We start from the raw sequence: 19,747 nt of genomic DNA on the forward strand, positions 1-19,747 counted from the left end.
GGGCCACGTGACCAGGCTACTCTGCGTGTCCAGTGCCGCCCGGCCCGGCATCCGCGCGCTCCGGGCGCGGCGCGCCGCGCCGGTTGCGCGGGCGGCACGTAGGCTGAGGGGGTGCGTCAGCGAAATGTAGGGATCGGCCGGATTAGCGGCTCGGGTGCGCCCGGCCGGCGCCCCGGCGTACGGCGGAGCGGAGCGCGGCGGTGACGGAGTTCGATGGCTTGCCGGTGCTGCGCAACCCCGTGGCGGTGGCGGCGTTCGAGGGCTGGAACGACGCCGCGGACGCGTCGACCGCCGTCGTGGACCACCTGGAGCAGGTGTGGGAGGCGCGGGCGATCACCGAGCTGGACCCCGAGGAGTTCTACGACTTCCAGGTCAGCCGGCCGACGATCGCGATGAGCGAGGGGGCGACCCGGCGGATCGAGTGGCCCGCCACCCGGTTCCTGGTGGCCTCGCCGCCCGGCGCCGAGCGGGACGTGGTGCTGATCCGCGGGATCGAGCCCAGCATGAAGTGGCGGACGTTCTGCACCGAGGTGCTGGAGGTCTGCCACAGCCTGGAGGTCGAGCGGGTCGTGCTCCTCGGTGCGCTGCTGGCCGACGTGCCGTACACCCGGCCGCTGCCGATCAGCGGGAGCGCCTCGGACGCCGGGGCGGCCGACCGGTACCAGCTCACCCCCACCCGGTACGAGGGGCCGACCGGGATCGTGGGCGTGCTGCAGGAGGCGTGCAACCGGGCCGAGGTGGACGCGGTGTCGTTCTGGGTGCACGTACCGCACTACGCGAACAACCCGCCCTGCCCGAAGGCGACGCTGGCGCTGCTGCACCGGGTCGAGGAGGTGCTGGACCTGCCGGTACCGGTGGCGGACCTGGCCGAGGAGTCCGCGCGCTGGGAGAAGCGGGTCCGGGATGCCGCCGAGTCCGACGCCGAGCTGGCGGACTACATCCGCGAGCTGGAGGAGCGCGTCGGCGACGACAGCATCCAGCCGCTGACCGGCGACGAGATCGCCAGCGAGTTCGAGAAGTACCTGCGCCGCCGGGGCGGCCCGGCGGGGCCGACCGCCACCGGCTGAGCCGCGAGCGTGCGGTGGGGGTGGCGCCGGGTTCGGCGCCACCCCCACCGCTGCGTCAGTCGAAGTTCAGCGAGCCGCCGCGGGTGCGCTTCAGCTCGTAGAAGTCCGGGTAGCCGGCGAGCAGGCGGGCGCCGTCGAAGATCCGCACGGCGTCCTCGCCGCGCGGGATCGAGGACAGGACCGGGCCGAAGAACGCCACCCCGTCGATGTGGATCGTCGGGGTGCCGACGTCCAGGCCGACGGGCTTCATCCCGGCGTCGTGGCTGCGCCGCAACTCCCCGTCGTACGCGGTGCTCGTCGCGGCCGCCGCCAACTCGGCCGGCAGGCCCACCTCGGCCAGCGCCGGCGGGATGACCGCCGCGTAATCCTTGTTGCCCTCCTTGTGGATCCGGTTGCCCAGGGCCGTGTACAGCGGCCGGAGCACCTCGTCGCCGTGCTGCGCGGCGGCGGCGACGGCCACCCGGACCGGGCCCCACGCGCGGTCCATCAGCGCGCGGTACTCGGCGTTCAGGTCGCGGTCGGCGTTGAGGATGGACAGGCTCATCACCCGGAATCGCAGGTCGATGTCGCGCTGCTGCTCCACCTCCAGGATCCACCGCGAGGTGATCCACGCGAACGGGCAGACGGGGTCGAACCAGAAGTCCACGGTCGCGGTGCCGGTGCCGGCCGCCGCGGGGTCGATCGTCGGTGCTGACGTCATGATGCTGGGCTCCTCCCGGGGGATGTGCCGGGGCCAACGCCGCGAACGCGGTTCACCTTCCCAGTGGGCAACGATTCCGGGCGGGCAACGGTATGACGTCGATCACGTCGGTGCGGGCGGGCGGCGCCGGCGGGTGTTCGGCGTGTCGCGGTGCGTCGGCACGCGCGTGCTGGGGCATCCTAGGAACCTAGGGGTAGGAATCGGATGGGGTGGTCGAGGTGAGCATCAATCCGGGCGCAGCGGAATTCCCGCACCGGCAGATCGCGGCGCAGCTCCGCGCGCAGGTCCGCCAGGGCGACTGGGGGCCGGGCGAGCGGCTGCCGTCGATCCCGGCGATCGCGGCGAGCTACGGCGTGGCCAAGCAGACCGTGCAGCGGGCCGTCGACCAGCTCCGGGTCGAGGGCGTGCTGATCACCAAGCCGGGCAGCGGCACGTACGTGCGGGGCACCAAGCGGCGGCTCAACCGGCTCTCCCGCGGACGGTACGGGGCGCTGCGCGGGTACCACTCCGACCTCGCCGCCCGGTACCGGCAGTACCTCACCGAGGTCGGCCACGCGCCCGCCCCGGCGGAGGTGGCCGACGCGTTCGGGGTGGCCGACGGGGCGTCCCTGCTGGTCCGCCGGCACCTGGTCCGGACGCAGGACGCGCCGGTGGAGGTCGGCGCCTCCTGGTTCCGGCCCGCCGACGTCGACGGGACGCCGGTGGCCCGGCAGGAGGCGTTCGGGCGGCCGCTGTACCAGGAGGTCGAGGAGGCCACCGGGCGCCGGTATGCCCGGGCCACCGACACGATCAGCGCCCGGCAGCCCAGCCGGGAGGAGGCCGAGCAGCTCCAGATCCGGCCCGACACGCCCGTGCTGCACCTGCTGCACGTGGCGTTCGACGGGTCCCGGCGGGTGATCGAGGTGGCGCAGGCGACCTGGCCGGGGCCGATGACGTCGCTGACCGAGGAGTACGCGATCCCGGCCCCGCACCGGCCGGACGACCAGCCGGGCTCCGCGCTCGACGCCGAACCCGGCCTGGTCTTCGGCTGACTCCCCCGGCGGCGCCGGCCGCTAGTAGGCGAACCCACTGACGGTTCCGTGCAGCCGACCGCCGATGCCGGCGAGCTGGTGTGCGTTCGCGGTGGTGGCGTCGCTGGCCACCCGGGCCCGCGCGGCGTCCCCGGCGACCTCGCGAACGCCCTCGGCGATGCTGGCCACGGCGGCGGCGGCCTCGGCGACGCTGCGCCGCATCTCCGACGTGGTGGCCGTCTGCTCCTCCACGGCGGCCGCGATGACGGTTTGCAGGCTGTTGATGCCGCTGATCACGTCCGAGATGCGGCCCATCGCGCCGACGGCATCGCCGGTGCCGCTCTGGATGGCGACGATCTGGACGCCGATCTGCTCCGCCGCCTCGGCCGTGGCCCGGGCGAGCTCGCGCACCTCGCCCGCGACTACCGCGAACCCGCGACCGGCCTCGCCGGCCCTCGCCGCCTCGATCGTGGCGTTCAGGGCGAGCAGGTTGGTCTGGGCGGCGATGGAGGCGATGACCTCGAGGAACTGGCCGATCTGCTCACTGGCCGCGGCGAGGCCGCCCACGCCGTCGCGTGCCAGGGCGGCGGTCTCCACCGCGGCAGCGGCCACCCCGGCCGCCTCCTGCGCGCTGCGGGCGATCTCCGCGATCGACTCGCCCATCTGCTCCGCGCCGGCCGCGATGCTGTCCACCTGGGCCGCCGCCAACGCCGCCGACGAGGTCAGGCCGTCGGCGCGCTCGTGGGCCTGCCCGCCCAGGTCGCCCGCCGTCGCCGACTCCGCGCGCACGTCGTCGGCCACGCCGTGGATCTGCTCCACGGCACCGGCCAGCTCGCGCATCAGTGCCTGCATGCGGCCGATGAGGGCATTCGCCGCGGCGGCGACCGCCCCCAGCTCGTCCCGACGGCTCTCGTCGAGCCGCGCCGTCAGGTCGCCGTCGCCGCCGGCGATCTGCGCCAGTCGGTCGCGCAGGGCGCGCAGCGGCCGGCGGATCGACCGGGTGATCCACTGTCCCAGCAGGACGAGCAGGGCCATCGCGCAGCCCGAGGACACGACGATCACCCAGCGGGCGGTGCCCGCCGTGTCCTCCATCCGCTGTTGCGCCCGGGTCGACTCGGCCTCGATCACGTCGGTGGTCCCGCCCATGCCGTCCTCCAGTTCGTGGAAGGCGTGCAGGAAGGCGGGCAGCCGCCGCTCGGCCGCGTCGTGCCGGCCGGCCGCCGCCTCGGCCACGAGCGACTCGGCGGCGGCGAGGTACGCGGCGAGCGCCGGCGCGAGGCCGTCGAAGGCGGCGGCGATCGCCGGGCTGTCCACCAGTTCGCGGGTGTGGGCGATATCGGCGCGGAAGGCCGCAGCGTGGGCGCGGCTCTCCTCGGCGACGGCGCTGCGCTCCGCGCCGGTGCCGGCGCGCAGCGCCGTCAGGACGTCACCGCGCAGCGCGTCGTGCATCATGTCGGCGTGGCCCTGGGCGCGCACCATCTCCTGCCGGACGCTGCTGCGCTGCGCGGCGGCGGTCATCGACCCGAGCTCGGTGTATCCCACCGCGCCGACCAGGAGGATGAACCCGGCCGCCAAACCGGTCAAGAGGTTGTTCCGCCCGGATACCGTGAGGGCGGGCCGCATCGCTGAGGAAGGCATATCTACCTCCGTCGAAATCGGGCGGGCTGCCGCGCAACCCGACAGGCGGGCAGATCGGCGCCGACGATTCCGGCCTGAACATTTCGAAACGGAGAACTCCCCCACGCAACGGTGATCCGTCCCACAGACTGGGGGGATGCCCGACGCAGGCGTCAGCGCCACCGTCCTCGGCCGCATGATCGTGCAGGCGAGCAGGGTGCTGGACGTGCCGTTCGGCGCGGTGCTGGACCGGCACGGGGTCACCCGCAATGGCTGGTGGCTGCTCAGCGAGCTGTACCGCAGCCGCGCCGGCGCGCTGGCCACGCTCGGCGAGCACGCCCGGCGCAGCGCTCTCGCGGCGTCGTCGGCGACGGTGGCCGCCGATCAGCTCGTCGGCCTCGGGCTGACCCGCCGGTGGCGCCCGGCCGGCAACCGCCGGATCACGATGATCGCCATCACGGACGCGGGTGTCGCCTTCGTCGAGGCGGTGCGAGCCGATCTGGAGGTCGCCGTGCACCGGCTCTACCGGCTCTACGACCCGGCGGAGCGCGAGACGCTCCACGGCCTGCTGTCGCGCCTTCTCACCGACCCGGCGGCGCCCGCCGCCGGGTCGGACGCGACGCCGTAGGCGCACCGTGCGGTGGCCGACGAGCGGTCAGCGGGGCAGGAGCCTACCGGCGGCGTACAGCAGGCCCGCCGCGCCGCACAGGGCCAGCGCCAGCAGCCAGTGGGTGATCGTCGCGCTGATCGCCCCCGGCCCGCCCAGCGTGCCCGACAGCTCCGCCGGGGTGGCGTGCGCGGCCCAGTACGGGAACCAGAACGCCCGCCCCAGCACCAGCACGGCGACCCCGACCGCGAGCGCCCGCAGCAGCCACCCCACGACCGCCGCCGGGCGCGGGCGGGTCGATCGGATCAGGGCGGTGGCGAGGCTAGGCACGGCTCACGTCCAGCTCCACGCCGAGCAGGGCGTCGATCGCGTTGCGGACCAGCGCCGGGGCGTCCGGGTCGTCGCCGCTGCCGGCGACGGCGGCCTCGGCCCACCAGTCCAGCAGCGAGAGGGCGCCCGGCGTGTCCAGGTCCTCGGCCAGCCGGCCGCGGAGCCCGGCCAGCAGCTCGGCGCCGGACGGGCCGGCGGCGGCCCGGGCGGCCTCGCGCCAGCGGTGCAGCCGGGCCCTGGCGATCTTGAGCAGGTCGTCGGTCCACTGCCGGTCGGCCCGGTAGTGGTCGGCCAGCAGGGCCAGCCGCAGGGCCATCGGCGGTACGTCGTCGGCGAGCAGGGTTCCCACGAACACCAGGTTGCCCTGTGACTTGGACATCTTGTCGCCGTTGAGCCCGATCATGCCCGCGTGGACATAGTGCCCGGCGAACGGCCGCGCCCCGGTCAGCGTCTCGGCGTGCGCGGCCGAGCACTCGTGGTGCGGGAACAGCAGGTCGTTGCCGCCGCCCTGGACGGTGACCGTGTCGCCGAGCAGTTCGAGGGCGATCACCGCGCACTCGATGTGCCAGCCGGGCCGGCCGTCGCCGAGGACGCCGCCGGGCCAGGACGGCTCGCCGGCCCGGGCGCCGCGCCACAGCAGCGGGTCCAGCGGGTCCCGCTTGCCGGGGCGCTGCGGGTCGCCGCCGCGCTCGGCCGAGAACGTCAGCATCTGGTCCCGGGACAGGTGCGACTCGTAGCCGAAGTGCGGCGCGGCGGTGAGGTCGAAGTACATGTCGTTGGTGCCGTCGTCGAGCCGGTACGCGGCGCCGCGGGCCAGCAGCTCGGCGGTGCGCTCGGCGATCACCGGGATCGACTCGACGGCGCCGATGTAGTGGTCGGGCGGGATCAGCCGCAGCGCGCCCATCTCCTTGCGGAACACGGCCGTCTCGCGCTCGGCCAGCGCCTCCCACTCCTCGCCGTCGCGGGCGGCCCGCTCCAGCAGCGGGTCGTCGATGTCGGTGACGTTCTGCACGTACGCGACGTCGCGGCCGGCGTCCCGCCAGGACCGCTGCACCAGGTCGAAGGTGATCATGGTGGCGGCGTGGCCGAGGTGGGCGGCGTCGTACGGGGTGATGCCGCAGACGTACATGGTCGCCGGCCCGCTGCCGGTCGGGTGGATGGCGCGGCGCGCCGAATCGAAGAGGGCGAGCGGCTGGCCAGTGCCGGGCAGGCGCGGGACCTCGGGTCCGGACCAGGATTCCATGTCACCCACCCTAGCGACCACTCCGGCGCGTCCCGGTGATGATCGGCCCGGACGGGCATCGGCGCAGGTCAGATGGGCGGCCAGGGGATCGCGGTGCGGTCGTCCGGCGGCACCGGGAAGGTGCCGGCGGCGGCCAGCACGGCGGTCCGGCCGACCAGCGCGGCGATCTCGCCGGCGGTCAGGTGCGCGGCCAGGCCGGCGGCCAGGCCGGCGCCGTACGCGGCGGTGAGCCGGGCCAGCGCGGCCCGGACCGGGTCGGGCAGCGGGCGGCCGGCCCAGCCCCACAGGATCGTGCGCAGCTTCGGCGCCGCGTGGAAGCACAGGCCGTGGTCGACGCCGTACAGCCGCTCCCCCGCCCCGGTCAGCACGTGCCCGCCCTTGCGGTCGGCGTTGTTGGCCAGCACGTCGAACGCGGCCAGCGCCGCCAGGTCGGCGTCGTCGGCGTGGGCCAGCACGTACGGGCGGCCGGCGTCGTCGCGGGCGGCGAGCACCGGCAGCCAGCCCGCCGGCACCTCGTCGGCGGGTACGAAGCCGACCGGCGGCGGGGCGGCCTCCTCGATCCACACCTGGCAGGAGCCGACGCCGAGCGGCCCGTCGCGGAGCACCGTCGGCGGGACGAACGACCAGCCCGCGGCGGCGGCCACCAGGTACGCGGCGACCTCCCGGCCGGCGAGCGTGCCGTCGGGGAAGTCCCACAGCGGGCGCTCGCCGCGGACCGGCTTGTACACGCAGGCGATCCCGCCGCCGGGGGCGTCGACGCGGGCGTACAGCGTGGTGTTCGAGGCGTCGGTGAGCCGGCCGGTCAGGTGCAGCGCGCCGTCGACGAAGCCGGGTGGCGGGTCGGTCACCGGTGATAGCCGTTGTGCCGGGGGCACAGGTGTCCCCCGGTGTCGAGCGGCTGGCCGCACAGCGGGCACGGCGGGCGGCCGGCGGAGACGACCAGCCGGGCCCGGGCGATGAACGCGCGGGTGGCCTCCGGGGTCAGCCGGACCCGCAGCCGGTCGAGGTCCGCGTCGATGATCTCGTCGTCGGCGCCGCCGTCGTCCTCGCGCTCCTCCGGCTCGTCCTCGCGCTCGGTGTCGCCCGCGGCGACGGCCTCGATGAGGACGGTGGCCGACTCGACGTCGAAGGCCAGGCCGAGGGTGCCGACGCGGAACTCCTCGTCCACCGGGGTGTCCAGCGGGCCGTTGTCCGGCGGGTCGTCCGCGGCCTCCGGCACGTCGGTGGCGAACCGGCGGCGGGCCTCGGTGAGCAGCTCCTCCAACTTGTCGGCGAGCAGCACGACCTGGACCTTCTCCAGCGCGACCGAGACGAGCCGGCCGCCGCCCTTGGCCTGGAGGAAGAACGTCCGCTCACCCGGCGGACCCACCGTCCCGGCGACGAACCGCTCCGGCGGCTCGAACGCGTACACCTGATGGGCCATGCCCCGACCCTATCCGGCGCGCTGCGCGATGGCGACTACCCGTAGGTCCATCCGCCCGCGCCGCCGCCGACGGCCGCGTCGGACGCCGCGGCGCCGGCCACCGCGCCGCCGCCGGGCGCGGCCGGCGCGGCGGCGCCGGTGTCGTTGAGGCGCAGCAGGAACGGGCGCAGCTCGGTGTACCGGACGGCGGTGATCGAGGCCGGGTCGACGACGATCCGCTGGTACAGGTCGAGGTGCAGGCCGAGCGCGTCGGCCACGATGGCCTTGATCACATCGCCGTGGCTGCACGCCACCCAGACGGCGTCCGGCCCGTGCTGGGCGGTGATCCGGTCGTCCCACTCGCGGATCGCGGCGACCGCGCGGGCGGACATCGCGGCGAGCGGCTCGCCGGCCGGGAACGTCACGGCGCTCGGGTGCTGCTGCACCCGACTCCACAGCGGATCGGTGGCGAGCCGGCGCAGCGGCTGGCCCTCCCAGTCGCCGTACCCGCACTCGGTCAGCCGGTCGTCCACCGTGACGCCGACCCGGGGCAGGGCCAGCCGCAGGGTCTGCCGGCAGCGGCGCAGCGGGCTGCTGACGACCGCGGCGGGCGCGGCCGCGCGCAGCCGCGCGCCGACCGACTCGGCCTGGGCGCGGCCGACGTCGTCGAGGTGGACGGCCCGCCGGCCGGCCAGGGTGCCGTCGGCGTTGGCGGTCGTCCGCCCGTGCCGCAACAACAGTACGGTCGCCATGCCCCCACCCTACGGACCGCGGCGGCCGGCCCGGGAGGGTTCCCGGGCCGGCGCTAGTGCGCGGCCAGCCGGCCGGTGGTCAGCAGGGCCAGCAGCACCGAGCCCAGGGCCACCCGGTAGAGCACGAAGACGTACAGCGTGTGCTGCACCACATAGCGCAGCAGCCAGGCGATCGCCGCGTAGCCGATGGCGAACGCGATCAGCGTCGCCACCACCATCTGCGCCCCGGACGGGACCAGCCCCTCGCCGGCCGGGCTGAACACGTCCTCCAGCGAGAAGACGCCGCTCATCACGACGGCCGGGATGGCGAGCAGGAACGAGTACCGGGCGGCGGCCTCCCGGGTGAGGCCGAGGAACAGGCCGGCGGACAGGGTGCCGCCGGAGCGGGACACGCCGGGGATCAGCGCCAGCGCCTGCGCCAGCCCCATCCCGATGCCGTCGCGCAGGGTGAACCGGGTCAGGTCGCGCTCCTGCCGGCCCCAGTACTCGGCGAACGCGATGACGAACGAGAACACGATGAGCATCGTCGAGACCAGCCACAGGTTGCGCGCCCCGGACCGGATCTCGTCCTTGAACGCCAGCCCGACCACGCCGATCGGGATGGAGCCGATGATGACGTACCAGCCCATCCGGTAGTCCATCGTGCCCCGCCGGGTGCGGTCGAACACGCCGGCGAACCAGGCGGCCGTGATCCGGCCGATGTCGCGGGCGAAGTAGATGAGCACGGCGGCCTCGGTGCCGAGCTGGGTGACCGCGGTGAACGAGGCGCCGGCGTCGGCGTCGAAGAACAGCGCCGAGGTGATCCGCATGTGCGCCGAGGAGCTGACCGGGAGGAACTCGGTGAGTCCCTGCACGATGCCGAGGACGATGGCCTCGATCCAGGTCATGTGCTGCGTCATGCGTCCACTCCGGGGGCGTCGTCGTCGGGGGCGGCGGTGCCGGCGAGTCGGTGGGCCTCGGCGACCGTGCGCAGGGTACGCAGGCCGGTCTCCCGGTCGACGCCGCCGCCGAGGTTGACCGACAGGGTGGTCACGCCCGCGGCGGCGTACGCGGCGAGGCCCGCGGCGATGCGGGCCGTCGAGCCGAGCAGGGCGGTCCGGTCGATCAACTCGTACGGCACGGCCGCGGCGGCGTCCCGGTGCCGGCCGGCGAGGTAGTGCTCCTGCACCTCGTCGGCCGCCGCAGCGTAGCCGAGCCGGCCGGCGAGCGCGTGGTAGAAGTTGCGCTCGCGGCTGCCCATCCCGCCGATGTAGAGGGCGGCGTACGGGCGGACGGCGTCGGCGCAGCGGGCCAGCGTCGCCGGGTCGTCGTCGGCGGCGGGCACCACCGGCACGGCGGCGACCAGGTCGAACGGCCCGGTGCGGCCGCCGGCGGCCCGGCCGGCGGCCAGCGCGGCCCGGGTGTCGGCCAGCGCGTCGGGGGCGACGAAGATGCCCAGCCAGCCGTCGGCGATCCGGCCGGCCAGCTCGAGGTTGCGCGGGCCGACGGCGGCGAGGTAGATCGGCAGGTCGGGGCGGCGGGGGCGCAGCGACAGGCGCAGCGCCTTGCCGGGGCCGTCGGGCAGCGGCAGCGGGTAGTGCGGGCCGGGCGAGCGGACCTCGGCCCGGGCCAGCGCCAGCCGGACGATCGCCACGTACTCCTCGGTCCGGGCGAGCGGGCGGGCGAACCGCACGCCGTGCCAGCCCTCGGAGACCTGCGGGCCGGAGACGCCGAGGCCGAGCCGGAACCGGCCGCCGGACAGGTCGTCCAGGGTGGCCGCGGTCATCGCGGTGGCGGCCGGGCTGCGGGCGGGGATCTGCATGACGGCGGCGCCGAGGTCGATCCGCCGGGTACCGGCGGCGAGCCAGGCGAGGACCGTGGGGGCGTCGGAGCCGTACGCCTCGGCGACCCAGGCCACGGCGTAGCCGAGGCGCTCGGCCTCCCGCACGAGGGCGAGCTGGTCGGCGGGGTCGGTGGCGGAGGTCCGGTAGCCCAGATTCAGGCCCAGTCGCACGATGCCCGTTCCTCCCCCGGTGCCGGTGATCCGCGGTCGCCCCAGGTTACGCGGCGCGCCCGGGCGACGTGGCCGCGACACCCGGTGCGTCGGCCCGGGCGCGGGATGCCGCCGCGCGCGGTTTGTGCATAGGGTGCTGCCCATGCAGCAGCGCGCACTCGGAGGCAGCGGCCTGACCGTGCCGCGGCTCGCCCTGGGCACGATGACCTGGGGGCGCGACACCGAGGCCGACGACGCCGCGGCGCAGCTCCGGGCGTACCTGGACGCGGGCGGCAACCTGGTCGACACCGCGGACGTGTACGGCGACGGCGCGGCCGAGTCCGTCCTCGGCGACCTGATCGGCGACCTCGCGCCGCGGGCCGACCTGCTGATCATGACGAAGGCGGGGCTGCGCGGCGGCGGCCAGCCGCGGCGCCGGGACGCCTCCCGCGGCCACCTGCTCGGCACGCTGGACGCGGCGCTGCGCCGGCTCGGCACGGACTACGTGGACCTGTGGCTGGTGCACGGGTACGACCCGGCCACGCCGCTGGAGGAGACGCTGAGTGCGCTGGACCACGCCGCGGCCAGCGGCCGGGCCCGGTACGTCGGGGTGTCGAACGTGGCCGGCTGGCAGCTCGCCCGGGCGGCGACCTGGCAGCGGGCCTGGCCGGGCCGGGCGCCGATCGTCGCGGCGCAGCAGGAGTACTCGCTGCTGCAGCGGGGCGTGGAGCGGGAGGTGCTGCCGGCGTGCGCGGCGCTGGGCGTCGGGCTGCTGCCCTGGTCGCCGCTGGGGCGCGGGGTGCTGACCGGCAAGTACCGGGACGGGCGGCCGGCGGACTCGCGCGGGGCGTCGGCGCACCTGGCGTCGTTCGTGGCGCCGTACCTGGAGCCGCGGGCGTCCAGCATCGTCGAGGCGGTCAGCACCGCGGCCGGCGGGCTGGGCGTGGCGCCGCTGGAGGTGGCGCTGGCCTGGCTGCGGGACCGGCCGGGGGTGACCGCGCCGATCCTCGGCGCCCGGACCGTCGGGCAGCTCCGCGGGGCGCTGGAGGTCGAGCGGATCACCCTGCCGGCCGAGATCACCCGGGCGCTGGACGACGTGTCGGCGATCGAGGTCGGCTACCCCGAGCGCGCGGGCTGACCGCGCCGGGCGCGGTGAGTGACGCGGTCGCCGCCGCCCGGCACGATGGGGTCATGGAGTACGAGTACGCGCCGCTGCACTTCGGGCCGGAGGTGGACCGGCCGACCGCCGCGGCGCGGCTCGCCCTGCACGCCGAGTTCTCCGGCTGGGAGCTGTGGCGGGTGCTGCGGTTCCGCGACGGCAGCCGGCGGGTGTGGCTGCGCCGCCGGCTGCCCCGGCTCGGGTCAGGCCGAGCGCAGGAAGTGGTCGAGGACCCGGGCGCCGAAGCGTAGCCCGTCGACCGGCACCCGCTCGTCGATGCCGTGGAACAGCGAGGCGAAGTCCAGGTCCGGCGGCAGCTTGAGCGGGGCGAAGCCGAAGCACTGGATGCCGAGGGTGGCGAACGCCTTGGCGTCGGTGCCGCCCGACAGCATGTACGGCACGGTCCGCGCGCCGGCGTCCTCCCGGCGCAGCGCCGCGCCCATCGCGTCGACCAGGTCGCCGGCGAACGTGGTCTCCAGCGCCTCCTGGTCCTGGACGAACTCCAGCTCCAGGTCCGGGCCGATGACCTCGCGCAGCTCGGCCAGGAACGCGTCGCGCTGGCCGGGCAGGGTCCGGCAGTCGACGGTGGCGGTGGCCCGGCCGGGGATGACGTTCTCCTTGTACCCGGCGTCCAGCCGGGTCGGGTTGGCGGTGTTGCGCAGGGTGGCGCCGACGATCCGGGCCAGCGAACCGAGCTTGCCGAGTACCAGCTCGGGGTCGTCGGCGTTCAGCTCGACGCCGAGCGCCTCGCCGACGGCCTCGAGGAACTGCCGGACCGACGGGGTGAGGGTGACCGGGAACCGGTGGGCGCCCAGCCGGGCGACGGCCTCGCACAGCGCGGTGACGGCGTTGTCGTCGTGCAGGAACGAGCCGTGGCCGGGGCGGCCGGCGGCGGTCAGCCGCAGCCACTGGATGCCCTTCTCGGCGGTCTGGATCAGGTACAGCCGCAGGTCGTCGCGGACGGTGTACGAGTAGCCGCCGACCTCGCCGATCGCCTCGGTGACGCCGTCGAACCAGTGCGCGTGCTCGCGGACCAGGTACCGGGCGCCGAGGTCGCTGCCGGCCTCCTCGTCGGCGGTGAACGCCAGCACGATGTCCCGCGGCGGGGTGTAGCCGGTGCGGCCCCAGTGCCGGACCACCGACAGGGCCATCGCGTCGAAGTCCTTCATGTCGATGGCGCCGCGGCCCCACAGGTACCCGTCGCGCAGCTCGCCGGCGAACGGGTCCACCGACCACTCGGCCGGGTCGGCGGGGACGACGTCGAGGTGGCCGTGCACGAGCAGCGCGGGGCGGCCGGGGTCGGCGCCGCGCAGCCGGGCCACGACGCTCGCCCGGCCGGGCGCCGCCTCGTGGATCTCGCTGGCGACCCCGGCGGCGTCCAGCACGGCGGCGACGTACTCCGCGGCGGACCGCTCCCCCGCGCTGGTGCGCTGGTCGCCGGTGTTGGTGGTGTCGAGGCGGAGCAGGTCGGCGCAGAGGTCCACGACGTCGGCGTCGGCGGTGGAGGCGGGCCCGGGCGCGCCCGGCGGCGTCGTGTTCGCGGTCATGCGACTGTCATACCAGCCCGACCGCCCCCGCCGCGACCGTCACGCGTGGACGGTCGCCGGCTCGTGGGTGGCGGACTCGATGTCCCGGGCGGCGGATTCGAGCAGGTGGTGGGCCAGGTCGAAGAGCGCGCGGGCCGCCGCCAGTTCGTCCCCGATAGCAGGATTCTCCTGATCTGTCGGGTTACGCCGCGCGGCTCCCGCGCCGCTGATGATCAGACCCGCGTCCACCCGCAGCCGGGCCTCCGCCCTGGTCTGCCGGGTGTCGGGGTCCTCGTCGATCCGGATGTCGACGCTCCAGAGCTTCGGTGCGGTCATGGCACACCCTCCCGCGCAGTGGGGTTCCTCACTCCCGAGCCTCCCACCGGGATCGGCCGGCGGTGGGTGGATCGAGGGACGCCGATCGGGCGTCCCATCAACGGGATCGACGACCGTCCCCGTCCGGCGCGGCGGGGAAATTGACCGAACGGACCGGCCGAAAACTTCCGGTTGGCGAATCATCGATGGATTCGGTGGGCTTCCCTTGCATCCTCTCCACGTCCTACCGTCACGGTATGAACCTGGAACTGCGGCACCTGCGGGTGGTCTGCGCCATCGCGGAGACCGGCAGCGTCACCAAGGCGGCGTCCCTGCTGGGCCTGGCCCAGCCGGCGCTGACCGCGCAGCTCCAGCGCATCGAGCGGACCCTGGGCGGGCCGCTGTTCGACCGGGACCGGCGCGGCGCCCGGCCGACGGCGCTCGGCGAGCTGGTGCTGGCCCGGGCGAAGGTGCTGCTGCCGGCGATGAAGGGGCTCCAGGAGGAGGCGGCGCGGCTGGCCGGGGTGAGCACCGGCGCGGCCCGGTACCGCGTCGGCGCCGTCGACGGCTCCGTCCTCGGCGGCCTGGTGCACCGGATCAACGCCGAGGTGCCGGACGCGCAGATCAGCACGTACCCGTCCGGGCGGCCGGACGAGCTGGCGCACATGGTCGTCGGCGGCCGGCTCGACTTCGCCCTGATCGGCATGTGCGGCCACCCCGGCCCGATCACCGACTTCGGAATCACCTGGCGGCAGATCGCCCTGGACCCGGTGCACGTCCTGCTCAACGAGCGGCACCCGCTGGCCGGGCGGGAGGAGATCGACCTGGCCGAGCTGGCCGGCGCGCAGTGGGTCTGCCGGCCCGGCGACACCTGCTTCGGCGACTGCTTCGCCGCCGCGTGCAGCCGCGCCGGGTTCACCCCCGGCCGGATCCTCGAGGCGGACGAGCGGGCCTGCATCGACATCGTCGACTCCGGCGAGGCCGTCGGCCTCTGCCAGCCGACGTTCCGGCCGGTCCCCGGCCTGGTGCTGCGGCCGCTGACCGGGTCGCCGATGCGCTGGCGGCAGCTCATCGGCTGGCACCCCCAGTCCGACGCCGCGGCGGTCGCCGACCGGGTGCACGGGTACGCCCTGGACGCCTACCGGGAGTCGATCGGCCGGCACCCCGCGTACCTGCGCTGGCTCGACCGCAACCCGGCCTTCGGACCCGTCACCGCACCGGTGGGTTGACGCGGACGAGGTTCGCGGGTGACCTTTGTGGTCGATCGGCGTTGGTCCCCACGGCGGACCCCCCGGCGGCGGTACGCCGGGCGGCCCGTGGGGGCGGGGGCGGCGCCGACGCCCACCCCGTGATGAGGAGCACCCCATGACGCGCAGGCTCGCCGCGATCGCGGTGGCCGTGGCGGTCGTCGCCGGCGGCGTACTCGCCGTGCCGGCGGTGGCCGACGTGTTCCGCGCCGACCGCACCCCCGACCCCGACCCGGTCGCCGCCGACCCGGACGCGCCGCTGCTGCGCGCGCTGTCCCGCGACCTCGCGCTGAACCCCGACCGGGCGCGCAGCCGGCTCGCCGCCGAGCGGCGGGCGTACGCGACCGAGACCGCGCTGCGCGGCCGCCTCGGCGGCCGGTTCGGCGGCGCCTGGCTGGCCCGCGACACCGACCGGCTCACCGTCGCCGTCACCGACCCCGACCGGGCGGCGGCCGTCCGGGCCGCCGGGGCCACGCCGCGGCTGGTCCGGCACAGCGAGGCCGCGCTGGCCGCCGTGCAGGCCCGGTTGGAGCGCCGGGCCCGGTCGGCGCCGGTCGCCGGCTGGTACGTCGACGTGGCCGAGAACACCGTCGTCGTCCTCGCCGACGGCGACGGCACCCGCACCCGGGCGTACCTGCGCCGGGCCGGGGTCGACGACGGCGCCGTCACCGTCCGGTCCGCGCCCGGCCGCCCCCGGCTGTACGCCGACCGCCGCGCCGGCGGCGACGGGTTCCGCGGCGACGGCGGCGCCTGCTCGATCGGCTTCGCCGTCGAGGGCGGGTTCGTCACCGCCGGCCACTGCGGCCGCGTCGGCAGCGGCGCCCGGACCGACGGGGACCGGCCGCTGGGCAGCTTCGCCAGCACCCACTTCCCCGGCGACGACTACGCGTTCGTCCGCACGGCCGAGAGCGTCGCGCCGGGCGTGAACGACCACGGCGGCGCCGCGGTGCCGGTGCTGGGCGCGCGCGAGGCGCCGGTCGGCGCGTCGGTCTGCCGGTCCGGCGCCCGCACCGGCTGGCGCTGCGGCACGATCCTCGCCCGCAACGCCACGGTCAAGTACGCCGAGGGCAACGTCACCGGCCTGACCCGGACCGACGTCTGCGCCGAGCCGGGCGACTCCGGCGGGAGCTGGATCTCCGACGGGCAGGCCCAGGGGATCACCTCCGGCGGCTCCGGCGACTGCACCGACGGCGGGGTCACCTACTTCCAGCCGCTGCGCGAGGCGCTGAGCGCGTACGGGCTCAACCTGCGCGTCGCCGACCCGCCGCCGCCCGCCCCCGGCACCGGCTGCGCCGGGCTGCCCGTGCGCGGCCCGGCGACGCTGCGCGACGACGCGCCGGCGTACCGGCCGAACGCCACCTACTACGTCAGCCGCGCCCCCGGCACCCACCGCGGCTGCGTCGCCGCGCCCGGCGGCGCGCCGGTCACGCTGGCGCTCGAGCGGTGGACCGGCAGCTCCTGGGTGACCGCGGCGACCGCCCGCGGCGACGGGACCGCGGCGCTGCGCCACCGCGGGGTGGCCGGCTACTACCGGTACCGGGCGGGCACCGACGGCGGGCCGGTCGGGGCGACGGTGGGGTACGCCGCGCCCCGGTAGAACGCCGCCGGCGGTGGCGGGCGGCCGATAGCCTGGCCGCGACGTGTCCCCGCAACCACGGAGGTTCCCAGGTGCCCATGCCGTTCGCCCGCCCGGTCGCCGCGTTCGCCCTCGCGCTCGCCGTCGCCGCACCGCTGGGCGCGCCCGCACCGGCCGCGGCCGCACCACCGTCCACGCCGTACACCGGCATCGATGAGAAGCTGATCCGCTCGCTGCTCAGGGCCGAGGTGGCCGCCGGCATGCCGGGCGTCTACACCGAGGTCCGGGCCGGCGCCGAGAAGGCCCGGCTCGCGCAGGGCCTCGCCGACGTGCCGGGCGAGCGTCCGATGGAGACGTACCTGCGGCACCGCGTCGGCAGCATCACCAAGACGTTCGTCGCCACCACCGTGCTCCAGCTCGTCGCGGAGAAGAAGGTCGGCCTGGACGCGCCGATCGCCACCTACCTGCCCGAGCTGCTGCCGGCGACCGGGCCGGACGGCAAGCCGGACCGGGGCGGGCAGATCACCGTCCGGATGCTGCTCCAGCACACCAGCGGCCTGGCCAACTACACCGACATCCTCACCACCAGCCCCGAGGCGATCGACTGGGCCCGGCACACCACGATCCCGCCGGCCGTGCTGGCCCGGATCGGGATCGGCGGGGCGCCGGTGTTCGCGCCGGGCAAGGGCTGGTCGTACTCCAACACCAACTACCTGCTGGCCGGGCTGGTGATCGAGCGGGTCACCGGCAAGCCGTACGCCGAGGAGGTCGGGCGGCGGATCCTGGCGCCGCTGAAGCTGGCGAACACGTACGCGCCGGGCACGCAGCCGCGGATCCGGGGCAAGCACGACCGGGCGTACATCGCGTACGACGCCGCCGGGCGGCGCGACTACACCGACTTCAACATGTCCTGGGCGTGGGCGGCCGGCGAGCTGGTCTCCACCACCGCCGACCTGAACACGTTCTACCGCGCCCTGCTCACCGGCAAGCTGCTCGCCCCGGCGCAGCAGGCCGAGCTGCTGCGGTTCGCCGAGACCGGCCAGCCGGGCGTGCGGTACGGCCTGGGGCTGCTGGCCGTGCAGCTCCCCTGCCCGACCGGCGCGCAGTGGTTCTACGGCCACGACGGCGGGACCGTCGGGCACCTGACCTCGTCCCTGCACACCCCGGACGCGACCCGCCAGGTGACCACCGCGGAGAACCAGAACGTCTGGGTCACCGACGCCGAGGCCGAGCGGGTGTTCGCGGCGAAGGGCCGGGCGCAGTACGCCTCGCTGTGCAACGCCGCGCCGCCGGCCGACGTGGCCGCCCTGCGCGCGGCGCGCCGGGCCCTGCCCCGCGGCCCGCTGGGCTGACCCGCGGCCGGGCACCCCGGCTGCGCGCGGTCAACGGCCGGACCCCCGCTCGGGGTCCGGCCGTTGCGTCGTCGGGGTGCGCCCCGGCCGGCCTCCGCTCCGGCCGCGGGCGGGTCAGCCGGCGCGCCGCTCCTGGAGCTGCTTGCAGCCGACGCAGGTGGTCGCCCACGGGAACAGTCCCAGCCGCTCGACCGGGATCGGCGCGGTGCACCGCTCGCAGTAGCCGTACGTGCCCTCGCCGAGCCGCTGGAGCGCCAGCTCCACCTGCTCGCGCCGCTCGGAGATCCCGCGCAGCACCGACAGCTCGCCCTCCCGCTGGGAGGTCTTCGTGCCGATGTCGGCGTCGTCGTCGCCCGCGGTGTCGGCGAGGTGGGCGCGGCTGAGCTGCTGGGTGAGGCTGACCGCCTCCTCGTACTCGGCCTGCAGCTCGTTGTGCCGGCGCTGGAGCCCGGCCTTGATCTCGTCGATCTCGGCCTGACTGCGCGCGCCGCCGGAGCGCTGGGGGGTGACCGCGCCGGCGCGGGCCTCCTCGACAAGCATGGGTCCTCCTGTGCTGCGCCGCGGCACCCGGCAGGGGCCGGGCGCCGCGGCATGATTCTCGGCAGATGTGGGTCGGCGAGTACCCGCGGCACGAACCCGTTAAACGCGCGTTCACCCAGAATGTCGGAGAAGCGCGAATTGATGGGCATCACTGTAGTACGGGGCGTTCGGCAAATTGCCGGAAATTCCATGATTGCCGGTCTTGCCGGGTGCGATGGCGGCGGTCATTCCGGTCGGGCCGTTCGGTGGATCCGCAGGTCAAGAGGCACCCGCCACGATGAGGCGTCCGTTTGCTACCCCTCCCCGGGAGCCCGTATGAAGTTATCTGCGCGAATCAGCGCGGCGTTCGCCGGATTGATCCTCGGCGGCGCAACAGCTCTGGTGTCCGTCACCCCCGCCTCCGCCACCATCCCGGGCCTCGGGTCGGTTCTCGGCGACCAATACAAGAACGCCGACTCGTACGCGAACAACGGCGGGTGCGGCACCCTCGAAATCGTCAAGTCGCTCGGCCTGGACCTGAGCTGGGGCAGCAAGATGTCCACCTGGGACATGCCCGACCACGGCTCGGTCGACGAGATCACCGCCGAGGTGGACACCGACGGCGACGGCCGCTCGGACAAGAAGGTCAAGGTCGGCAAGGACCGGCTGCTCGGCAAGAAGATGGACGACGGGCTGTGGGGCGGCTCGCACCTGGTCGGCGGCAAGAAGCAGTACTGGCTGGCCAGCTCGGACAAGGGCTGGAACATCGTCAAGTCGTACGCCACCGTCTGCTCCGGCGTCGCCATGTACGTGGCGATGAACTGCCTCTGCGGGTACGGCGTGCTCGGCGGCTGGATGTACGGCTACGACGACGACGGCCGCGACCACGACAAGGGCCGGGACGAGGACAAGGGCCGCGACCACGACAAGGGCCGCGACGACGACCGGGACCGCGATCGGGACCGCGACCGGGACAAGGGCCGCGACCACGACGACGATGACTACGGCCGCGACCACGACGACGAGGACGACTACGACTACGACCACGACGACGACTGCGACGACAGCGGCAAGGGCCGGGTGTGCAGCAGCGCCGAGCACATCGGCGACTACGACGACGAGGACGACGACTGCGTCGACACCGGCAAGGGCCTCGTCTGCCGCGCGGACGACGACGACGAGGACTACGACTACAACACGCTGCCGGTGACCGGCCTCGCGCTGGGCGGTGTCGCCGGCATCGGCGCCCTGCTCGCCGCGGGCGGCGCGCTGGCGCTGGTCGCCACCCGTCGGCGACGGGCGGCGCGCGCGCTGCTCTGACCCGGCCGACCGGACGGACCGCGGGCCCCGCAC

At 75.4% G+C, this 19,747-nt stretch carries 21 protein-coding genes; 9 read left to right on the forward strand and 12 right to left on the reverse strand.

Translation table 11 applies throughout. The features are described from left to right. Positions 1-200: 200 nt before the first annotated feature. The gene (locus IEY94_RS17360; RefSeq protein WP_189171263.1) at positions 201-1,067 is read left to right on the forward strand and encodes a PAC2 family protein; all 867 of its coding nucleotides are present in this window, start codon (positions 201-203) and stop codon (positions 1,065-1,067) included. 55 nt (positions 1,068-1,122) lie between these two features. Here IEY94_RS17360 and IEY94_RS17365 read toward each other — a convergent pair whose 3' ends face one another. Beyond that, entirely contained in the window at positions 1,123-1,767 is a 645-nt protein-coding gene (locus tag IEY94_RS17365) for a mycothiol-dependent nitroreductase Rv2466c family protein (protein ID WP_189171264.1), read from the reverse strand. Between the two features lie 218 nt (positions 1,768-1,985). Between IEY94_RS17365 and IEY94_RS17370 the strand changes: the two genes are divergently transcribed. Next, complete coding sequence (locus IEY94_RS17370; RefSeq protein ID WP_189171265.1) at positions 1,986-2,798, forward strand: GntR family transcriptional regulator; 813 nt, start codon at positions 1,986-1,988, stop codon at positions 2,796-2,798. Between the two features lie 21 nt (positions 2,799-2,819). On the opposite strand, the gene IEY94_RS17375 is transcribed toward IEY94_RS17370, so the two are convergent. After that, on the reverse strand, positions 2,820-4,361 hold the full coding sequence (locus IEY94_RS17375; protein WP_189171266.1) for a methyl-accepting chemotaxis protein: 1,542 nt from the start codon (positions 4,359-4,361) through the stop codon (positions 2,820-2,822). 190 nt (positions 4,362-4,551) lie between these two features. Between IEY94_RS17375 and IEY94_RS17380 the strand changes: the two genes are divergently transcribed. Further along, complete coding sequence (locus IEY94_RS17380; protein WP_189171267.1) at positions 4,552-5,022, forward strand: MarR family winged helix-turn-helix transcriptional regulator; 471 nt, start codon at positions 4,552-4,554, stop codon at positions 5,020-5,022. A 27-nt stretch (positions 5,023-5,049) separates the two neighbouring features. On the opposite strand, the gene IEY94_RS17385 is transcribed toward IEY94_RS17380, so the two are convergent. The 7 genes from IEY94_RS17385 to IEY94_RS17415 form a co-directional block, all read right to left on the reverse strand. Continuing rightward, complete coding sequence (locus IEY94_RS17385; protein ID WP_189171268.1) at positions 5,050-5,331, reverse strand: hypothetical protein; 282 nt, start codon at positions 5,329-5,331, stop codon at positions 5,050-5,052. Next, the gene (gene mshC / locus IEY94_RS17390; protein ID WP_189171269.1) at positions 5,324-6,574 is read right to left on the reverse strand and encodes a cysteine--1-D-myo-inosityl 2-amino-2-deoxy-alpha-D-glucopyranoside ligase; all 1,251 of its coding nucleotides are present in this window, start codon (positions 6,572-6,574) and stop codon (positions 5,324-5,326) included. The genes IEY94_RS17385 and mshC overlap by 8 nt, the downstream gene beginning before the upstream one ends. 68 nt (positions 6,575-6,642) lie before the next feature. Continuing rightward, entirely contained in the window at positions 6,643-7,422 is a 780-nt protein-coding gene (locus tag IEY94_RS17395; RefSeq protein ID WP_229784206.1) for an SCO1664 family protein, read from the reverse strand. Beyond that, the gene (locus IEY94_RS17400; RefSeq protein WP_189171271.1) at positions 7,419-7,997 is read right to left on the reverse strand and encodes a DUF3090 domain-containing protein; all 579 of its coding nucleotides are present in this window, start codon (positions 7,995-7,997) and stop codon (positions 7,419-7,421) included. Before IEY94_RS17400 ends, IEY94_RS17395 begins: the two co-directional genes overlap by 4 nt. A 35-nt stretch (positions 7,998-8,032) precedes the next feature. Further along, positions 8,033-8,728: an MSMEG_4193 family putative phosphomutase gene (locus IEY94_RS17405; RefSeq protein ID WP_189171272.1), complete on the reverse strand. Its 696-nt coding sequence runs from the start codon at positions 8,726-8,728 to the stop codon at positions 8,033-8,035. A gap of 53 nt (positions 8,729-8,781) precedes the next feature. Further along, positions 8,782-9,615 (reverse strand): undecaprenyl-diphosphate phosphatase, encoded by an 834-nt coding sequence (locus IEY94_RS17410; RefSeq protein ID WP_189171424.1) that lies wholly within the window; start codon positions 9,613-9,615, stop codon positions 8,782-8,784. Between the two features lie 8 nt (positions 9,616-9,623). Further along, positions 9,624-10,721 carry an LLM class F420-dependent oxidoreductase gene (locus IEY94_RS17415; RefSeq protein ID WP_189171273.1) on the reverse strand — a complete coding sequence of 366 codons (1,098 nt, stop codon included), beginning with the start codon at positions 10,719-10,721 and terminating at the stop codon, positions 9,624-9,626. Positions 10,722-10,863: 142 nt separating this feature from the next. On the opposite strand from IEY94_RS17415, the gene IEY94_RS17420 reads away from it, so the two are divergent. Beyond that, entirely contained in the window at positions 10,864-11,838 is a 975-nt protein-coding gene (locus IEY94_RS17420) for an aldo/keto reductase (RefSeq protein ID WP_189171274.1), read from the forward strand. 53 nt (positions 11,839-11,891) lie between these two features. Then, positions 11,892-12,110 carry a DUF5703 family protein gene (locus IEY94_RS17425; protein WP_189171446.1) on the forward strand — a complete coding sequence of 73 codons (219 nt, stop codon included), beginning with the start codon at positions 11,892-11,894 and terminating at the stop codon, positions 12,108-12,110. Here IEY94_RS17425 and IEY94_RS17430 read toward each other — a convergent pair. Both IEY94_RS17430 and IEY94_RS17435 read right to left on the reverse strand, forming a co-directional pair. After that, positions 12,063-13,406 carry a M20/M25/M40 family metallo-hydrolase gene (locus tag IEY94_RS17430; protein WP_189171275.1) on the reverse strand — a complete coding sequence of 448 codons (1,344 nt, stop codon included), beginning with the start codon at positions 13,404-13,406 and terminating at the stop codon, positions 12,063-12,065. The two genes, IEY94_RS17425 and IEY94_RS17430, sit on opposite strands and share 48 nt — an antisense overlap. 39 nt (positions 13,407-13,445) lie before the next feature. Further along, positions 13,446-13,721 (reverse strand): DUF1876 domain-containing protein, encoded by a 276-nt coding sequence (locus IEY94_RS17435; RefSeq protein WP_189171276.1) that lies wholly within the window; start codon positions 13,719-13,721, stop codon positions 13,446-13,448. 236 nt (positions 13,722-13,957) lie between these two features. Here IEY94_RS17435 and IEY94_RS17440 point away from each other — a divergent pair, with 236 nt between their 5' ends. The 3 genes from IEY94_RS17440 to IEY94_RS17450 all read left to right on the forward strand — a co-directional run bounded on the left by IEY94_RS17440 (position 13,958) and on the right by IEY94_RS17450 (position 17,875). Beyond that, on the forward strand, positions 13,958-14,929 hold the full coding sequence (locus IEY94_RS17440) for a LysR family transcriptional regulator (RefSeq protein ID WP_189171277.1): 972 nt from the start codon (positions 13,958-13,960) through the stop codon (positions 14,927-14,929). 136 nt (positions 14,930-15,065) lie between these two features. Next, positions 15,066-16,544: a S1 family peptidase gene (locus IEY94_RS17445; protein ID WP_229784207.1), complete on the forward strand. Its 1,479-nt coding sequence runs from the start codon at positions 15,066-15,068 to the stop codon at positions 16,542-16,544. A 77-nt stretch (positions 16,545-16,621) separates the two neighbouring features. Further along, the gene (locus tag IEY94_RS17450) at positions 16,622-17,875 is read left to right on the forward strand and encodes a serine hydrolase domain-containing protein (RefSeq protein WP_229784237.1); all 1,254 of its coding nucleotides are present in this window, start codon (positions 16,622-16,624) and stop codon (positions 17,873-17,875) included. Positions 17,876-17,989: 114 nt separating this feature from the next. Here IEY94_RS17450 and IEY94_RS17455 read toward each other — a convergent pair whose 3' ends face one another. Continuing rightward, positions 17,990-18,415, reverse strand: coding sequence for a TraR/DksA family transcriptional regulator (locus IEY94_RS17455; RefSeq protein ID WP_189171279.1), 426 nt, complete (start codon positions 18,413-18,415; stop codon positions 17,990-17,992). A 315-nt stretch (positions 18,416-18,730) separates the two neighbouring features. Here IEY94_RS17455 and IEY94_RS17460 point away from each other — a divergent pair, with 315 nt between their 5' ends. Beyond that, entirely contained in the window at positions 18,731-19,714 is a 984-nt protein-coding gene (locus tag IEY94_RS17460) for a hypothetical protein (protein WP_189171280.1), read from the forward strand. Positions 19,715-19,747 lie beyond the last annotated feature (33 nt).

The organism is Pilimelia anulata, assembly GCF_014647895.1.
GTDB classification, from domain to species: domain Bacteria; phylum Actinomycetota; class Actinomycetes; order Mycobacteriales; family Micromonosporaceae; genus Pilimelia; species Pilimelia anulata.